The sequence below is a fragment of the Haloechinothrix sp. LS1_15 genome, assembly GCF_033042135.1.
Lineage (GTDB): Bacteria > Actinomycetota > Actinomycetes > Mycobacteriales > Pseudonocardiaceae > Haloechinothrix.
In genome coordinates this window covers 434656-452500 of sequence record NZ_WBXM01000003.1, presented here as the reverse complement: position 1 = coordinate 452500, position 17845 = coordinate 434656, and the positions used below count along the sequence as shown (strand labels likewise).

Sequence of the window (17845 nt, the reverse complement as noted above, 5' to 3'; positions counted from 1 at the left end):
TGCTGCGTGCAAGCTTGCGTGCCGATCGCTCGATGTAGCGCATGTGCTTGGCCAACGAGCCGAACTCGCCGTACGAGGCAGGGACGTGGCCCTTACCGGCGACCAGCTGTGGCAACCACCGCGCGTAGAAGCCGCTCGCCTTGGCCGCGGCCTTGGCCTTGCGCTGCAGATCCGACTCGGGATCGGCGAGATCCCCTGCCGCGCGCAGGTGGGCGTCGACGGCTTCCCTCGCGACGAGCAAGTGCATGATCTCGGTCGAACCTTCGAAGATCCGGTTGATGCGTAGATCACGGAACATCTGCTCCACCGGGACCGCGCGCTCGCCACGCGCGGCGAGGGAGTCGGCCGTCTCGTAGCCGCGCCCGCCACGGATCTGCATGAGCTCGTCGGCGATCAGGCAGGCCATCTCGCTGGCCCAGAGCTTGGCGAGCGCGGCCTCGATCCGGATGTCGTTGCGGTTCTCGTCACTCATCTGCCCGGACAGGTCGAGCACGCTCTCCAGCGCGTAGGACGTCGCGGCGATGAACGACAACTTGCTCGACACCGCCGCATGCCCACCGATCGGCTTGCCCCACTGCACCCGCTCGGCCGACCACTCGCGCGCGACCTTCAACGACCACTTGGCCGCGCCCGCGCACATCGCCGGTATCGACAGCCTGCCCGTGTTCAACGTGCCGAGCGCGATCTTCAGCCCATCACCCTCGCGACCCACGACGTTCTCCTTCGGCACGCGCACCTTGTGAAAGCGGGTCACCCCGTTCTCGATGCCCCGCAACCCCATGAAGGCGTTGCGGTTCTCGACCGTGATGCCGGGCGAATCGGCCTCCACGACGAAGGCGGTGACACCGCCACGCCGTCCCTCGCCCTTGGGCACCCGCGCCATCACCACCAGCAACTCGGCGACGACACCGTTGGTCGTCCACAGCTTCACCCCGTCGAGCTCGTAGGCCTCGCCGTCGTCGGTGGGCTCGGCGGTCGCCGCCAGACGAGCGGGATCGGACCCCACGTCGGGCTCGGTAAGCAGGAACGCCGACACCGCGCCCTTAGCGCACCGGGGTAAGAAGCGTTGCTTCTGCTCCTCGGTACCGGCCAACTTCAGCGGTTCCGGAACACCGATGGACTGGTGCGCCGACAGCAGCACCCCCAACGTGGAGTGCACCGACCCCACCAACATCAGCGCCTTGTTGTACGCGACCTGGGACAGCCCGAGCCCGCCGTACTCCTCGGGGATCTTGATACCGAAGCAGCCGAGCTCGGCCAGCCCCTTGACGTAGTCGTCCGGGATCCGTGACTCGCGCTCGATCAACGCCCCATCCAGTGTCTCGCAGTAGGCACGCAGCCGCTGGAGGAACTGGTCGCTCTTCTCGGTCGCCTGCTGCTCCGGCTGCGGGTAGGGGTGGATCAGATCCGTGCGGAACCGCCCGAGAAAGAGCTCCTTGGCGAACGACGGTTTCGTCCACTCGCCCTCGCGTGCTTGCTCGGCGACCTCACGTGCTTCCCGTTCGGTAACGCTTGCCTGCTGGGCCACGGGAACCTCCTCGTCGATGCCGGTATCAGGCCGGTGCCGGGCCGCGCTTCCCGGTGGGACCGGCTCGGGTACAGCTCTCCGGCTGCGCGTGCGATCACACGCAACTGTGACGTAGGTTACCCATCGGTAAGGCTCCTGCAAAGGCCCATGGCCAGGATGTGCCGAATCGATGTAAACCGGTACGGGGAACTCCCGGGTACAGCCGAGACCGCATCGGCGGGGGCGCGGCCGGCTGCCAGCGGCTCACCTCAGGCGCACGCCCGCGAGGGTGCGCTTGCCGCGGCGCACCACCAGCCACCGCCCAGCGAGCGCGTCTGCCGCGCTCGGCTGCCAGGACTCGTCGGTGATCTTGACGTTGTTCACGTAGGCGCCACCCTCGGCGACGGTGCGCCGCGCGGCGCCCTTGCTGTCCACCAGTCCCGCGACCAGCAACAGGTCGACGATCGACGGCTGCGCGTCGAGAGTCACCTCCCCCGTCGGCACCTCTGCCATCACCGACTCGAGGGTGGCCTCGTCGAGGTCGGTGAAGTCCGCCTTGCCGAACAGCGCCTGGCTGGCTGCGGTCACCTTGCGCGTCTGCTCGGGGCCGTGGACCAACGTGGTCAGCTCCTCGGCGAGCCTGCGCTGCGCCGACCGCAGCTGCGGCTTGTCCGCGGTGAGCTGCTCGTAGGAGGCGATCTCGTCACGGGACAGCGACGTGAACAGCTTCAGATAGTCGATGACGTGCGAGTCGGCGACGTTGATGAAGTACTGGTACCAGGCGTACGGCGAGGTCAGCTCCGGATCGAGCCATACGTTGCCGCCGCCGGTCGACTTGCCGAACTTCTGCCCCTCGGCGTCGGTGACCAGCGGCGTGGTCAGCGCGTGCACGCCAGCGCCCTCGACCTTGCGCACGTACTCCACGCCACCGATGATGTTGCCCCACTGGTCCGAGCCCCCGACCTGGAGCGTGGTGCCGTAGCGCCGGTACAGCTGCAGGTAGTCGTAGGACTGGAGCAGGATGTAGCTGAACTCGGTGTACGACATCCCGTCGGAGTTCAGCCTCCGCCGCACCGTGTCGCGCGCGAGTAGCACGTTCATCGAGAAATGCTTGCCCACGTCGCGCAGGAAGTCCAGCGCGTTGATCTCGCTGAACCAGTTCAGGTTGTTCTCCAGGATCGCACCGGTCGGCGAGTCGTCGAACGTGACGAACCGCTCCAGCTGGGCTCCGATCTTCTCCAGCCGCTCGGCGACCACATCCGCGCTCACCAGCGATCGCTCCCCCACCTCACGGGGATCGCCGATCTGGCCGGTTGCCCCGCCTGCCAGCACCACCGGACGGTGCCCTGCCCGCTGCAACCGCGACAGCGTGAGCAGCTGCACGAGATGCCCGGCGTGCAGGCTCTCCGCGGTTGGATCGAAGCCGCAGTACATCGTGACCGGGCCGGCGTCCAGCTCGGTCCGCAGGGCGTCGAGATCGGTGGACTGCGCGATCAGACCGCGCCAGGACAGCTCGTCAATGATGTGCTCACTCACGCGACTCATCTTCCCAACCTGGTCACCACCGGCGCGCACGGGCCTGGCCACCCACCGGCGGCGCCTGACCTGATCAGCCTGCGCCGCGGGACCGACCGCCACCAGGGCGGTAAGCCGACACCGCGCGCGAGCCATCCACCCAGAACCGCCACGGCACGTCCGCCGCCACGCTCACGCCGACGCGGCCACCGCTGCGGACCTGATCGGCGGGGATCGTGTCGCCTGCGTAGAGCCGTACCGCAGTGCGCGGCGCGGTGAGGTCGGTGTTGTTGTGCTCGACAGTCAGTCCCAGTGCCGAGGCCAGCCGCGCGGGGCCGCGGCCGAGCTCGTCATCACTACGGGCCGCCCGCCTTCGGCTGCGCGCCAGGCGCTCGCCTGCCACGATCTCGCCCGCACGCAGCAGCACCGCCCCGGCCACGCCGTCGTCGAGGCACACCACGTTCAGGCAATGGTGCATGCCGTAGATCAGGTACACGTACAGGTACCCGGCAGGCCCCCACATCACGGCGTTGCGCGCGGTTCGCCCGCGGAACGCGTGCGAGGCGGGATCGTCGCCGCCCCGGTAGGCCTCGACCTCGACGACACGGGCGGCCACCGTGCCGCCGGGCGTGTCCGCCTCGATCACGCTGCCTAGCAGGACCGGGCAGGCGTCCACCGGGTCGACGGCCAGCTCGTCGCGTGCGAGCCGGGGCGAGTCACGCTGCGCGGGCGAGGTGTGCATGGCTTGACCCTCTCGTGCGGGATACGCGCGGTCACGCTAGCGGGCCGGAACCCGGCGAGCTCAGCCGGACGCCCATGTACGGGCGTCGGCCGCCCGCTGCCGCAGCCGCTCGCGCTGCTCGCGGACCCGTTCCGGCGCGGTACCGCCACGCGCGTCCCGCGAGGCGATCGAGCCGGGCACGGTGAGCACCTCCCGCACCGCCGGGGTGAGCACCGGGTCGATCGCGGCCAGCTCGGCGTCGGTGAGCGCCTCGAGGCCGACACCCCGTTCCTCCGCGGCCCGTACGCACTCACCCGAGACCTCGTGCGCACGCCGGAACGGGACGCCCTGGCGCACGAGCCACTCGGCGATGTCGGTGGCCAGCGTGAAACCCGCGGGCGCCAGTTCGGCCGTCCGGTCGGTGTGGAACGTCACCGTGTCGATCATCCCGGCCATCGCGGGCACCAGCAGTTCCATCTGCTCCACCGAGTCGAACAGCGGCTCCTTGTCCTCCTGCAGATCCCGGTTGTACGCCAGCGTCTGCGCCTTCAACGTGGCAAGCAGGCCGGTCAGGTTTCCGATCAACCTGCCTGCCTTGCCACGCGCCAGCTCGGCCACGTCCGGGTTCTTCTTCTGCGGCATGATCGAGCTGCCTGTCGCCCACGCGTCGTCGAGCGTGACGTACCCGAACTCGGCGGTGTTCCAGATGACGATCTCCTCGGCGATCCGCGAGAGGTTCACCCCGAACATCGCAACCGCGAACGCGAACTCGGCCGCGAAATCACGGCTGGAGACCCCGTCGATGGAGTTGTCGACCGCCCGGTCGAAACCCAGCTCGGCGGCCACCGCGTCCGGGTCGAGATCGAGAGAGGAACCGGCCAACGCCCCCGAGCCGTACGGCGACTCGGCGGTCCTGCGGTCCCAGTCGCGCAACCGGTCCACGTCCCGCAGCAGCGCGTGCGCGTGGGCAAGCAGGTGGTGGGCAAGCAACACCGGCTGCGCGTGCTGCAGGTGGGTACGGCCGGGAAGCACCGCGTCCGGGTATCGATCCGCCTGCCCGGCCAACGCGTCCACAACATCGAGCGCGCCTGCCGCGATCCGCCGCGCGGCGTCCCGCAGCCACATCCGCATCTGCGTCGCCACCTGGTCGTTGCGGGACCGGCCCGCGCGCAACTTGCCGCCGAGCTCGGTTCCCGCCCGCTCCAGCAGGCCCCGCTCCAGCGCGGTGTGCACGTCCTCGTCGGCCATGGTCGGCGTGAACGTTGCTGCTGCCACATCGGCCTCCAGCGTGTCCAGCGCCGCCAGCAACTGGGTCAACTCGGCATCGTCGAGCAGGCCCGCCTTGCGCAGCACCCGCGCGTGCGCCCGCGAACCCGCGATGTCGTACGGCGCCAGCCGCCAGTCGAAATGCGTCGACGCGCTCAGTGCCGCCATCGCCTCGGCGGGGCCGCTGGCGAACCGGCCACCCCACAGCTGCGTGCGCTCCCCTGTCACGTCGTCTCCTGGTCCCTCCGGGCGGCGATCTTGCTGGGCAGGCCCCACAGCTGCACGAAGCCCTTGGCCTGCGACTGGTCGAAGCTGTCTCCCTCGTCGTAGGTGGCGAGGTTGAAGTCGTACAGCGACCGAGCACTCCGGCGACCGTTCACCGTCGCGGAGCCGCCGTGCAGGACCAGCCGGATGTCGCCGCTGACGTGCTCCTGCGAGTTCGCGACGAATTCGTCCAGCGCCGACCGCAGCGGCGAGAACCACAGCCCGTCGTAGACCAGCTCGCCCCACCGCTGCTCCACCTGGCGCTTGAAACGGGCCAGGTCCCGCTCCACGGTGACCGCCTCCAGCTCCTGGTGGGCGGTGATCAGCGCGATCGCGCCCGGCGCCTCGTAGACCTCCCGGCTCTTGATGCCGACCAGGCGGTCCTCCACCATGTCGATCCGGCCGATGCCGTGCGCGCCTGCCCGCACGTTGAGCTGCTCGATGGCCTGCAGCACCGACACCCGCACGCCGTCGATCGCCACCGGCACGCCCCTGTCGAAGGTGATCACGACCTCATCGGGCTGGCCCGCGTTCAGCGCGGGATCGGAAGTGTAGGAGTACACGTCCTTGGTCGGGGCGTTCCACAGGTCCTCGAGGAAGCCAGTCTCCACCGCGCGCCCGAACACGTTCTGATCCACCGAGAACGGCGAGGACTTGGTGACGTCGATGGGCAGGTCGCGCTGCTCGGCATAGCCGATCGCCTTCTCCCGCGTCCACGCGAAGTCGCGCACCGGCGCGATCACGTCCAGCTCCGGCGCCAGCGCCCCGATACCGACCTCGAAGCGCACCTGGTCGTTACCCTTTCCGGTGCAGCCGTGCGCCACCGTGGTGGCACCGTGCTGGCGTGCGGCGTCGACCAGGTGCTTGGCGATCAGCGGCCGGGACAGGGCCGACACCAGCGGGTACCGGTCCATGTAGAGCGCGTTCGCCTGTACCGCTGGCAGGCAGTACTGCTCGGCGAACTCGTCCCGCACGTCCGCGACCACCGCTTCGGCGGCGCCGCAGTCGAGCGCGCGCTTGCGGATCGTCTCCAGGTCCTCGCCACCCTGACCGACGTCGGCCGCCACGGCGATCACCTCGGCGCCGGTCTCCTCGGCGATCCAGCCGATCGCCACCGAGGTGTCCAGCCCGCCCGAGTAGGCGAGCACCACCCGCTTGGTCATGTGTCGTCCTCCACTGAGTTCGTTCGATTGCCTGATTCGCTGTGTGCTTCCGTGCTCGACGCCGTCCTCGCGAGTGCCGTGAACCGTTCGGCCAGGTCGGCGCCGCGCAGCGGCTCGCGGGCGATCACCATCACCGTGTCGTCCCCGGCGATCGTGCCGACGACCTCGTACAAGGCTGCCCGATCGATCGCGCTGGCCAGGAACTGGGCCGCCCCGGGTGGGGTGCGCAGCACCACCAGGTTCGCCGAACCTTCCGCGGCGACCAGCAGTTCATTGAGCAGCCGGGACAGCCGCCCGGTACCACCCTGCACGCCCTTGACCGGGCTGCCGTCCTCGGGGATGACATACACCGGGGCGCCGCCGTCCGGCGCCCGCAGCTTCACCGCGCCGAGCTCGTCGAGGTCTCGCGACAACGTGGCTTGCGTGACCTCGATGCCCTCCCCGGCGAGGATCCTGGCCAGCTCGGACTGGCTACGGATCCCCATGCTGGACACCAACTCCGCGATGCGGGCCTGCCGTGCCACGCGGGTCGTCGCGTGACCGCCTACCGCGTTGCGGCGCTGCTCGGTGTCGCTGGATTCACGGCTCATCTCACGCCGCCCCTCGCACCTCCATCAGCCAGGCCAGCAGCGCCTTCTGCGCGTGCAGACGGTTCTCGGCCTCGTCCCAGACGGCGCTGGCAGGCCCGTCGATCACCTCATCGGTGATCTCCCAGCCGCGGTGCGCTGGCAGGTCGTGCAGCACGACGGTGTCCGTCCCTGTCCGTTCCAGCAGCTCGGTGTTCACCTGGAACGGGCGGAACGGGCTGACGCGATCCTTCCCGTCGGTCTCCTGTCCCATCGACGTCCACGAGTCGGTGGTCACGACGTCCGCGCCGTCCACCGCGGCGACGGGGTCGGTGAACACCCCGATCGAGCCGCCGGTCTCCGCGGCGCGGGCACGGACCAGGTCGAGCACCCAGTCGACGGGGTGGAACCCCTCAGGTGCTGCGATCCGCACGTGCATACCCGCCGTGACGCCACCCAGCAGCAGCGAGTGCGCCATATTGTTGGCCCCGTCACCCAGGTATGTCAGGGTCAGCCCGGCCAGCTTCCCCTTCCGTTCCCTGACCGTCTGCAGGTCCGCCAGCACCTGGCAGGGATGGAACTCGTCGGTGAGCGCGTTGACCACCGGCACGCGCGAGGCCCTCGCGAACGCGTCCATCCGCGCCTGCGCGAAGGTACGCCACACTACCGCGTCGGTGTACCGTCCAAGCACTCGAGCGGTGTCCTCGAGCGTTTCCTCCCTGCCGAGCTGCATCGACCGGCCGTCAACCACGATCGGATGGCCACCGAGCTGCACGATGCCGGTCTCGAAGGAGAATCGGGTCCTGGTCGAGTTCTTCTCGAAGATCACCGCCACGGTGCGGGGACCGGCCAACGCGTCGCTGCCGAGCGGATCGGCCTTGAACCGGTCCGCGAGGTCGAGGATCGCCTCCTGCTCGTCGGGCAGCAGGTCGTCGTCACGAAGGAAGTGTCTGACCATCACGTTTCCTTGGAGGTCGCAGCGGCATCGGACAGGATCGGAGGTAGGTCGGCGACGAAACGACGGGCGTCGGCGGCCTCCAGCACCAGCGGCGGCGCCAGCCGGACGGCATCGGAGCTGACCGCGTTGGCGAGGTATCCCGCCCGTCGCGCGGCGTCGGTCACCGCCGACGGCGCCACGTCGCGCACCAGCAGCGCCAACAGCAGGCCCACACCCCGCACGCCGGCCAGCTGCGGGTGAGCCAGCGCCTCCACCCCGGAAACGATCTCCTTACCCACCGCGACGGCGTGGCCTGCCAGGTTCTCCGCTGCGATGGTGCGCAGCACCGCGAGGCCTGCCGCGCAGCTGACCGGGTTGCCGCCGAAGGTGACCCCGTGCTGCCCTGGGCGCAGCAGGTCGCCTGCTCCGCCGACGCCGATGACCGCGCCGAGCGGCAACCCGCCACCGAGCCCTTTGGCCACGGTCACGATGTCCGGGACGATCCCGTCCCGTTGGAACGCGAACCACTTCCCGGTCCGGCCGATGCCTGTCTGCACCTCGTCGAGCACAAGCAGCGCGCCCCGCTCGGTGGTGATCTCCCGCGCGGCACGCAGGTACCCCTCGGGAGCCGGGACGATCCCGGCCTCCCCGAGCACGGGCTCGACGAACACCGCCGCGGTCTCGCCGTCGACCGCGTCCCGCAGCGCCGCGGTGTCCCCGAACGGTACGTGACTCACCTCCGGGAGCAGCGGCTCGAACGGCTCCTTCTTGGCAGGCTGGCCGGTCAGCGTCAGCGCCCCCATGGTCCTGCCGTGGAAGCCACCCTCGCAGGCCACGACCTTCCGGCGGCCGGTCAGCCTGCTGATCTTCAGGGCCGCCTCGTTGGCCTCGGAACCGGAGTTGGTGAACAGCACCTTGCCGTTGCCTGTCACGCCCGCGATGTCGAGCAGCATCTCGGCCAGCTCGAGCGCCACCGGGTTGGCGTAGAGGTTGGAGCTGTGGCCGAGCGTGGCGATCTGGCGTGTCACCGCGTCCACCACGGCAGGGTGGGCATGGCCGAGGGCGTTGACGGCGATACCGGCCAGCAGGTCCAGGTAACTGTTGCCGTCGGCGTCGACCACCCGCGCCCCGTCGCCGCGCACCAGCTCCACGGGCGGCGTGCCGTAGTTGTTCATCAGCACCGACTCCCACCGGAGCCGGGCCTGCTCGTTCGAGTTCACCGCTCCCCTTCCGTTCCGTCCCGCTCGGCCTCCTGCGGCGCTGGCAGCACCATCGTGCCGACCCCGCTGGTGGTGAACACCTCGAGCAGTACGGAATGCGCCAACCTGCCGTCGATCACGTGCGCACGTGGCACTCCGCCACGGATCGCACGTGCGCATGCCTCCATTTTCGGGATCATTCCGCTGTCCAGATCGGGCAGCATCTCTTCAAGCCGGTCCACCGTGACCTGATCGACCAGCGACGAGCGGTCCGGCCAGTCCGCGTATAGTCCTTCCACATCGGTCAACACGACCAGCTTCTCAGCACCGAGCGCGGCCGCCAGTGCACCCGCCGCGGTGTCGGCGTTGACGTTGTGCACCACGCCATCCGCGTCGGGTGCGACCGTGGAAACCACCGGTATCCGACCAGCGTTGACGATGTCGAGTACCGCTTCCGGGTTCACACTCGACACTTCTCCGACTAGTCCGATATCGACGGTCTCACCATCCACGGTGGCTTCCTTACGAGAGGCGGTGAAAAGCTTGGCATCCTCACCGGACATGCCAACGGCGTAGGGACCGAAAGCGTTGATCAGGCCGACCAGCTCCCTGCTGACCTGACCGGTGAGCACCATGCGCACCACATCCATGGTTTCCGGCGTGGTCACGCGCAACCCGCCGCGGAACTCGCCTTCGATACCCAGCCGAGAGAGCATGGCGCTGATCTGCGGCCCACCACCGTGCACCACGACAGGGCGCAGGCCAGCCAGCCGCAGGAACACCATGTCCTGAGCGAATGCCGCCTTCAGCGTGTCGTCCACCATGGCGTTACCGCCATACTTCAACACCACGCAGGACCCGTGGAAGCGCTGCAACCAGGGCAGTGCCTCGATCAGCACCTCTGCCTTCTCGGCAGCGGTCGCCAACCGTTCGTCCGCTGCTACCTGCTGCTCCGACGTGCTCATGACGAGTAAGCGCTGTTCTCTTCGACGTAGTCGTGCGACAGGTCAGTGGTGTAGATCCGAGTCGTTCCTGAACCGATACCGAGATCAATGACGATCTCCACGCGGGTACCGGTGAGGTCGGCGGCGGCGCGGTCGCCGACCGGCTCGCCCCCGGCGAGCAGCGACACGCCGTTCAGCGTCACCGCCAGCCGGTCGGGGTCGACCTCGGCCTGGCTGCGCCCGACCGCCATCGCGACCCTGCCCCAGTTCGGGTCCGAGCCGAACAGCGCTGTCTTGACCAGGTTGTCCTCCGCGACCGTACGACCGACCTGGACCGCGTCGGCCTCGCTGCGTGCGCCGCGCACCACGATGTCCACCAGCTTGGTGGCACCTTCCGCGTCGGCCTGCAACTGCCGCACCAGGCTCAGCGACACCTCGGACAGCGCGGCGGTGAACTCCCCGGCCTCCGGCACCACGTCGCTGGCGCCGGAGGACAGCAGCAACACGGTGTCGTTGGTCGAGGTGCCGCCGTCGACGTCGAGCCGCTCGAAGGTGGCACCGCTCGCCGTGCGCAGCGCGCTGTCCAGCACGTCACCGTCCAGTTTGGCGTCGGTGGTGATCACCGACAGCATCGTCGCCATGTTGGGGGCGAGCATGCCCGCTCCCTTGGCGAACCCCCCGATCGTCCAGCCTGCCGAGTGCCGCAACGCGGCCTGCTTGGGCTTGCCGTCGGTGGTCCGTACCGCGTCGGCGGCCTCGTAGGCTGCGTGCTGCCCGGCCGAGAGTTCCCCGGCACAGCGGACGATACCGCCGAGCACGGCGTCCATCGGCAGCCGCTCGCCGATCAGTCCGGTGGAGCACACCGCCACCTCGATCGCACCGGTATCCAGTACCTCGGCCACCTTCTCGGCGGTTGCGTGGGTGTCCTGGAAACCGAGTGGGCCGGTGGCGGCGTTGGCGCACCCCGAGTTGAGCACCACCGCGCGGAGCCTCCGTTCCCGCAACACCTGCCGGGACCACAACACGGGCGCCGCTTTGACGGCGTTGCGGGTGAACACCCCAGCGGCGGCCAGGCTCGGCCCGTCGTTGACGACGAGCGCGAGATCCCGCCCGTCCTCCTTGATCCCGGCCGCGATGCCGGCGGCCCGAAACCCTGCCGGGGCGGTCACGCCAGCGGTGACATCGACCCCGTCGACAGGAACCGGGGTCAGCCCGGTACCGGGTGCGTCCACTGAGCTCATGGGGCCACTCCCGTCACTGGTAGCCCGGACGTCTCGTCGAGCCCGAGCGCGAGGTTCATGGATTGCACCGCACCACCCGCTGTGCCCTTGGTCAGGTTGTCGATCGCGGAAACCGCCACGAGCGTCCCGGCGTCGAGATCCACTGTGACCTGGAGCAGCACATGGTTCGAGCCCAGCGTCGATGCCGTGGCCGGCCACGTTCCCTCCGGGAGCAGGTGCACGTAGGGCTCGTCGCGGTAGGCCTTCTCGAACACCGCTCGCGCGCTCACGGCGTCGACGCCCTCCCGCACCGCAGCTGTGGCGGTGGTCAGGATGCCGCGCGGCATCGGCGCGAGCACGGGGGTGAACGACACGCGCACGCTCGTGCCCGCCGCGGCGCCGAAGTTCTGGATCAGCTCCGGGGTATGCCGGTGGGCGCCGCCGACACCGTAGGCGCTCACCGAGCCCATCACCTCCGCTGCCAGCAGGTGAGGCTTGAGGCTCTTGCCCGCGCCCGAAGTGCCGGTGACCGACACCAGTGTGGCCTCGGGTTCGACCAGACCCGCACCGAGTGCGGGAGCCAGCGCCAGCGAGCCGCCCGTGGGGTAACAGCCGGGAACGGCGATGCGTCCCGCGCCGCGGAGCTGCTCGCGCTGCCGTGAGCCGCCAGCCAGCGGCAGCTCGGGAAGGCCGTACGGCCAGGCACCGCCGTGCTCACCGCCGTACCACCGCTGCCAGGCCTCGGGGTCGGTCAGCCGGTGGTCGGCGCCGAGGTCGATGACGACGGTGCCGTCATCGAGCTGTGCGGCAAGCTCCGCCGAATGCCCGTGCGGCAACGCCAGGAACACCACGTCGTGGCCTGCGAGCACCCCGGACTCGGTCTCCTGGAGGCGTCGTTCGGCGAGCGGGATCAGCTGCGGGTGGTGCTCACCGAGCAACGTGCCCGCGTTGCCCCCCGCCGTCAGCGCGCCGATCTCCACCGCAGGGTGTGCCAGCAGCAGCCGCAGGAGCTCGCCTCCCGCGTACCCGCTCGCACCGGCCACAGCCACCTGTACCGTCATACGAATAAGTATGCATCACCATGCAACTTCACTCAAACTGGGGGTGGGGCCGGACGCCACACGTTCAGCTCCACGGTGAGCGAGGGCGTCGCGCGTCGGTGGCGCGAAAACGCCTCGACAGGCCTGTCATGCTCACTACGTGAGCCGGAACGAGACCGCCTATGCCATCCAGCCAGTCGAGCCGAGCAGTCCCGAGGCGATGGGCCTGCTGCGCGAGTACGTCGGTGAGATCATGGCTCGTGAACTGCACCGCGTCCCGTCCGAGCAGGAACTCGCCGAATCGGTCGCCGAGCAGCCCGGCCGCGACCTGGCGCCGCCCCGTGGCGCGTTGCTGGTGGCATATGCCTCGGATACTCCGGCAGGCTGCATCGGCGTCCGCCTCCTGGATGCCGAGACCTGCGAGATCAAGCGCATGTTCGTGCGCCAATCGCACCGGCGGCGCGGTCTCGGGCAGGCCTTGCTCGATGCCGCCGAGCGGCACGCGCGCACGCTCGGCGCCCAGCGCGTCGTGCTGGATACCCGCAGCGATCTCACCGAAGCCCGCACGCTGTACACCGCACACGGTTACACCGAGATCGCCGACTACAACGGCTCGACCCAAGCCGACCGCTGGTACGGCAAGCCGCTGCGCTGATCCCCGGGCGGTGTGGGGCTGAACGTGACGTTCAGCGCCGTAGACGGCACGAAAGCCACGTTCAGCTCTCCCTCCCCCTCGACGGGACCGGCGCACTCAGGCCGGGTCGACGATCACGTCCGGGCGAGGACGCTGGGCGGTCTGCTCGTACGCCGCGCGCAGTTCGGCGACGACGGCGGCGGGGTGGCTGCGCAGGCGCGCGGGCAACGTGTGCAGCACGACGATGCCTGCGGCAGTCATCGAGGAGTGTCGCTCCACCGTGCGCGCGTACCCGGCCGGGCTCAGGTGCCATTGGTACGAATCGATCTCCCACGCCAACCCGACGTCGTCGAACCATGCGTCCGGCACGACGATGCGGCCGCAGGTAGTGAGCCGGAGCCGGACGTTCCATCGCGGTGGGGGCAGCTGCGCCCGTACCGCCAGCCGCATGGCGTCGGCCTCCGGAACCGACCGGGCACCACGGCTGATGCTCCGCAGCGCCGACCGTGGTCGTGCCGAGCCACGAATGGAGCCTGCCTCCAGCTCGACAGACAGACGTTCCGGTGTGGTCAGCCCGACCTGTACCGCCTCGGCCAGCAGCGCCGTCACCGCGGAGGTATCGCGCAGCCGCCGCGCGGCATCCAGCACCGCCCTGGTGACCTCGGCCGTAGGAAACCCCTGACGATCGAGACTGCGCGGCATCCTCGTGGTCCGCTCGACCAGTACGAACCCGCAGGAGTTCGGCTGGCTGCGCTCCGGAACCAGCAGGTGCACCTGCTGCTCGGCATCAACCTGCCGCAAGCCGTGCAGGTACGACGCCGTCGCGCCGCTGACCACAGCTCCCGCCCCGGCGTAGCGCAACGCGCCGTGGATACGCTGCATCCACGTCGGTGTGCCGTTGCACAACATCACCACACCGGGAAGCAACAGGCGCCACGGCCCTCCCGTACAGGTGCGCCGCCAGATCATCTTCTGGGTCACGCCGAGGGCGTGTAACTCCCGCCGCGTGAGAATCCGGTGCTGCGCGGCGACCGAGACTGCATCCCAATCGACTGGCTTTCGTCGAGGCACACCCGCAGCATCGCGCCGACCACCCCTGGGCGGCTAGCCCGGTACTCCGCCGGTGTGGACACCTAGCGCCCTTGTGGACGACCCCGGCCGGAGCCGAACGTGGCATTCGTTCCTTCTAGGGCACAGAACGTCACGTTCAGCCCCACTGCTCACCCGCGCAGCGTGGCACCGAGCCGAGTGGCTGCTTCGGCGACGGCTGCGTCGCGGGCGGAAGTGGCTTCCTCCACCGTCAATGTGCGGTCCGGGGCGCGGAACCGGAGCTTGTACGCGAGCGAGCGGTTGCCCTCGCCGACCTGCTGTCCGGTGTAGACATCGAACAGGCGTATGTCCTCTAGCAGCTCGCCGCCACCGGCGCGCAGCGACTCCGCCAGGTCGGCGGCGGGCACTGCGGCGTCGACAACCAGCGCCACGTCCAGCAGCACCGGCGGGTACGGCGAGATCACCGGGGCGGGCCTACGGTGGCGGATCGGGATCGCGTCCAGGTCCAGCTCCATCGCCACGGCGCGCTTCGGCAGTCCCAGCCTCTCGACCACGGTGGGGTGCAGCTCGCCCGCGTGGCCGACGGTGATGCCCTCGACCAGCAGCGCCGCGCACCGCCCCGGATGCCAAGGCATCGTCGCCGCGGCACGCACGTCGAGCTCAGCCCCGGCCGCCGCCGCGACAGTACGCGCCGCCTCAACCGCGTCACTCCAGCCTGCGGCCTCGCCTGCGCCCCACCACCCGGCACGACGACGCTGACCGGTGAGCACGGCGGCGATGTGGACCGGCTGGTCCGGCACCGCGGCCTCCAGCTCGGCCACCTCCTCGTCGCTCGGCCGCCGGTCCACGGCCGGATCCGGGGCGGCGTCGACCCGCTTCGTCGGTGCCACGACGCGTCCGAGGTGGAACAGTGACAGGTCGCGGAAGCCACGTGAGACGTTCCGTTTCGCCGCATCCAGCAGCCCGGGCAGCAGCGTGGTCGCCAACTGGTCCTTATCGGACTCCAGAGGATTCAGCACCGACACGGTGTTCCTGCGCGGGTCGTCCTCGGCGAGCCCGAAGTCGTCCCAGACGGTACGCGCGACGAACGGGAACGGCACCACCTCGACGTACCCCGCCTCGGCGAGCGCCCGCGCGACACTCCGACGCCGCCGCTGCGCTTCGCTCAACCCGCTTCCCGCCGGGGCAGGCGGCAACGTGGAAGGGATGCTGTCGTAGCCTTCCAGCCGCAGCACCTCCTCGACCAAGTCCGCGGGCCGGGTGAGGTCCCCGCGCCACGACGGCGGCTCAGCGGTCACCATGGCCGTACCGTCGTCCCCGGTACTGATACTGACCTTGCACCCGATCTGCGTCAGTCTGCGCGCCGTCACCCCGCGCGCGTAGCGTACCCCCGCGGTGCGATCCGGCAGGTCAATCGGCATCGACACCGGCGGCATGGCGGGTACATCACCTTCGTCGGTCCGTCCAGCCTCGACGGTGCCGCCGCCGTATCGTCTTAACAGCTCGGCCGCGAGCTCCACGGCGACAGGCGGGACCGCGGGATCGGTGAACCGCTCGAACCGCTTCGCCGCTTCCGAGTACAGCTTGTGCCTGCGGGCTGTCCGGCTGATCGACGCCGGATCCCAGTGGGCCGCCTCCAGCAGCACATCCGTGCTACCGGCACCGATCTCGGTGCTCGCACCACCCATAGTGCCCGCCAGCGAGATCACCCCGCTGTCGTCTGCGATCACGACGTCGTCCGGGTCCAGCTCGCGGTTCTCCCCGTCCAGGGTGACCAGCGACTCCCCATCCTTGGCGCGGCGCACCACAAGACCACCGCTCACCTGCTCCGTGTCGAAGGCGTGCAGCGGCTGACCGAGCTCGAGCATCACGTAGTTGGTGACATCCACCGCCAGCGAGATCGACCGGATGCCCGCAAGCAGCAGCCTGCGACGCAACCACCACGGCGACGGCGCGTTCGGGTCCAGACCGGACACACGACGAATCGTGAAGCGGCTACATCCGTTGGGATCCTCGATCCGCACCGGCCAGGCGTGGCCGTCGGCGGGTTCCAGCTCGCGCTGCGCAGGGTCACCGAACGGCGCGTCGAACGCGCAGGACAGCTCCCGCGCCAACCCGCGAACCGACATCGCGTGCCCCTTGTCGGGCGTGGGCTCGACCTCGAACACCGCATCCTCGAGCCCAAGCACGGAGCGGGCGTCGTCGCCGGGGAGCGCGCTTCCCGGATCGAGCACGAGGATACCGCTGTGGTCCTCGCCGAGCCCGAGCTCACGCACCGAGCACATCATGCCCTCGCTGCGGTGTCCGTAGGTCTCGCGTTCCGAGATGGCGAAGCCACCCGGCAATACCGCCCCAGGCAACGCGACCACCACGAGATCACCCTCGGCGAAGTTAGTGGCCCCCGCCACGATACCGCGGGTGTACTGCTGGTCGGCGAAGTTGCGCTCGGTGACCTCGAAACCCAGCCCGGTGGTGGTCTCCGCAGCGGTTTCCCCCACGTCGACGCGGCAGTACCGGATCGGCTTGTTGAAACCGGTCAACTCGGTGACTTCGATCACCATGCCGACCACGAGCGGGCCGGTCACTGCGTCGAGGGAGTGCACCTCCTCGACCTCGATCCCGACCCCGATCAACGCGTCGGCCAGCTGCTGCTGGGTCACACCCTCGCCCAGCGCGAGATGCTCGGTCAGCCAGCTCGCAGGAAGTCGCACTCACGCCTCCGTTCCGAAGGGGAGGGTGAACCGCACGTCACCCTCGACCATGTCACGCATATCCGGGAGGCCGTTGCGGAACTGCAGCGTCCGTTCCAGCCCCATCCCGAACGCGAACCCGGAGTACACCTCGGGATCGATCCCGCACGCGCGCAGCACGTTGGGATCGACCATGCCGCAGCCACCCCACTCGACCCAACCCGCGCCGCCCTTGCGCTCGGCGAACCACACGTCGACCTCGGCCGACGGTTCGGTGAACGGGAAGAAGTCGGGGCGCAGCCGGGTGACCGCGTTCTCGCCGAACATCGCCCGCGCGAATGCGTCCAACGTCCCCTTCAGGTGCGCCATAGTGATGCCCTCGTCCACCGCGAGACCTTCGATCTGGTGGAACACCGGGGTGTGGGTGGCGTCCAGCTCGTCGGTGCGGTAGGTCCTGCCGGGGCACACCACATACACCGGCGGTGCGCGGTGCAGCATGGTCCGCACCTGCACCGGCGAGGTGTGGGTCCGCATCACCAGCCGGGAGCCTTCGGGTGCCACGTAGAACGTGTCCTGCATCAGGCGGGCCGGGTGGTCCTTACCGAAGTTGAGCGCGTCGAAGTTGAACCACTCCGCCTCCAACTCGGGACCTTCGGCGACCTCGTAGCCCATGCCGACGAACACGTCGCTGATGCGCTCGGCGAGGGTGATCACCGGGTGCCGCGCGCCGCGCGGCACCCGGTCCCATGGCAGCGTGACGTCCACCGCTTCCTCGCGCAGCACCCGCTGCTCCCGCTCAGCGGTCAACTCCGCGTGCCGCGTGTCGAAAGCGGCCTGGATCGCTTCCCGAGCCGCGTTCACCCGCTGACCCGCCTCGGCCCGCTCCTCCTTGGGAAGCGCGCCGATCCGCCTCCTTGCCTGCAGCACCGGAGACTGCTCCCCCAAGTGGTCAGGCTTGACCGCCGCCAGCTCGTCCAGGTCCGACGCTCCGGCGAAATCCGCGGCGGCGCTGTCCACGGCGGCGGTGAGGGTCTCCTCGGCGAGTACCGACCCCGGCTCGCCGCCCTGTGTCTCGTCTGATCCTGGCATCGCCCTGGCTCACCACTCCTTGACACTGCTGCGCAACTAC

At 69.6% G+C, this 17845-nt stretch carries 15 protein-coding genes (1 of these 15 cut by a window edge); 1 reads left to right on the top strand and 14 read right to left on the bottom strand.

Translation table 11 applies throughout. The annotated features are described in order from the left end of the window. The 11 genes from F8178_RS07300 to argC all read right to left on the bottom strand — a co-directional run. Positions 1-1528 carry the 5' portion of an acyl-CoA dehydrogenase family protein gene (locus F8178_RS07300; protein WP_317493891.1) on the bottom strand. It extends 407 nt beyond the left edge of the window, so the window shows 1528 of its 1935 coding nt (coding positions 1-1528); it begins with the start codon at positions 1526-1528; its stop codon lies off the left edge, out of view. Between the two features lie 243 nt (positions 1529-1771). After that, entirely contained in the window at positions 1772-3043 is a 1272-nt protein-coding gene (gene tyrS, locus F8178_RS07295; RefSeq protein WP_317493890.1) for a tyrosine--tRNA ligase, read from the bottom strand. Between the two features lie 73 nt (positions 3044-3116). Continuing rightward, the gene (locus F8178_RS07290) at positions 3117-3764 is read right to left on the bottom strand and encodes a DNA-3-methyladenine glycosylase (protein ID WP_317493889.1); all 648 of its coding nucleotides are present in this window, start codon (positions 3762-3764) and stop codon (positions 3117-3119) included. A 60-nt stretch (positions 3765-3824) separates the two neighbouring features. Further along, a complete protein-coding gene (gene argH / locus F8178_RS07285; protein ID WP_317493888.1) occupies positions 3825-5237 on the bottom strand; it encodes an argininosuccinate lyase in 1413 nt (470 codons plus the stop codon). Next, positions 5234-6436, bottom strand: a complete 1203-nt coding sequence (locus F8178_RS07280) for an argininosuccinate synthase (protein ID WP_317493887.1) — start codon at positions 6434-6436, stop codon at positions 5234-5236. The genes argH and F8178_RS07280 overlap by 4 nt, the downstream gene beginning before the upstream one ends. Then, positions 6433-7026 carry an arginine repressor gene (locus F8178_RS07275; protein WP_317493886.1) on the bottom strand — a complete coding sequence of 198 codons (594 nt, stop codon included), beginning with the start codon at positions 7024-7026 and terminating at the stop codon, positions 6433-6435. Before F8178_RS07275 ends, F8178_RS07280 begins: the two co-directional genes overlap by 4 nt. Position 7027: 1 nt before the next feature. After that, on the bottom strand, positions 7028-7960 hold the full coding sequence (argF, locus tag F8178_RS07270) for an ornithine carbamoyltransferase (protein ID WP_317493885.1): 933 nt from the start codon (positions 7958-7960) through the stop codon (positions 7028-7030). Continuing rightward, entirely contained in the window at positions 7960-9159 is a 1200-nt protein-coding gene (locus tag F8178_RS07265; protein ID WP_317493884.1) for an acetylornithine transaminase, read from the bottom strand. Before F8178_RS07265 ends, argF begins: the two co-directional genes overlap by 1 nt. Next, on the bottom strand, positions 9156-10103 hold the full coding sequence (gene argB, locus F8178_RS07260; RefSeq protein ID WP_317493883.1) for an acetylglutamate kinase: 948 nt from the start codon (positions 10101-10103) through the stop codon (positions 9156-9158). The genes F8178_RS07265 and argB overlap by 4 nt, the downstream gene beginning before the upstream one ends. After that, positions 10100-11323: a bifunctional glutamate N-acetyltransferase/amino-acid acetyltransferase ArgJ gene (gene argJ / locus F8178_RS07255; RefSeq protein WP_317493882.1), complete on the bottom strand. Its 1224-nt coding sequence runs from the start codon at positions 11321-11323 to the stop codon at positions 10100-10102. Before argJ ends, argB begins: the two co-directional genes overlap by 4 nt. After that, complete coding sequence (argC, locus tag F8178_RS07250; protein WP_317493881.1) at positions 11320-12363, bottom strand: N-acetyl-gamma-glutamyl-phosphate reductase; 1044 nt, start codon at positions 12361-12363, stop codon at positions 11320-11322. The genes argJ and argC overlap by 4 nt, the downstream gene beginning before the upstream one ends. 139 nt (positions 12364-12502) lie before the next feature. On the opposite strand from argC, the gene F8178_RS07245 reads away from it, so the two are divergent. Further along, positions 12503-12997, top strand: coding sequence for a GNAT family N-acetyltransferase (locus tag F8178_RS07245; RefSeq protein ID WP_317493880.1), 495 nt, complete (start codon positions 12503-12505; stop codon positions 12995-12997). A gap of 96 nt (positions 12998-13093) precedes the next feature. On the opposite strand, the gene F8178_RS07240 is transcribed toward F8178_RS07245, so the two are convergent. The 3 genes from F8178_RS07240 to pheS all read right to left on the bottom strand — a co-directional run bounded on the left by F8178_RS07240 (position 13094) and on the right by pheS (position 17805). Continuing rightward, complete coding sequence (locus tag F8178_RS07240) at positions 13094-13957, bottom strand: type IV toxin-antitoxin system AbiEi family antitoxin (protein ID WP_317493879.1); 864 nt, start codon at positions 13955-13957, stop codon at positions 13094-13096. A 239-nt stretch (positions 13958-14196) separates the two neighbouring features. Further along, positions 14197-16737: a phenylalanine--tRNA ligase subunit beta gene (pheT, locus tag F8178_RS07235; protein WP_317493878.1), complete on the bottom strand. Its 2541-nt coding sequence runs from the start codon at positions 16735-16737 to the stop codon at positions 14197-14199. Next, on the bottom strand, positions 16738-17805 hold the full coding sequence (pheS, locus tag F8178_RS07230) for a phenylalanine--tRNA ligase subunit alpha (RefSeq protein WP_317493877.1): 1068 nt from the start codon (positions 17803-17805) through the stop codon (positions 16738-16740). Between the last annotated feature and the right edge of the window lie 40 nt (positions 17806-17845).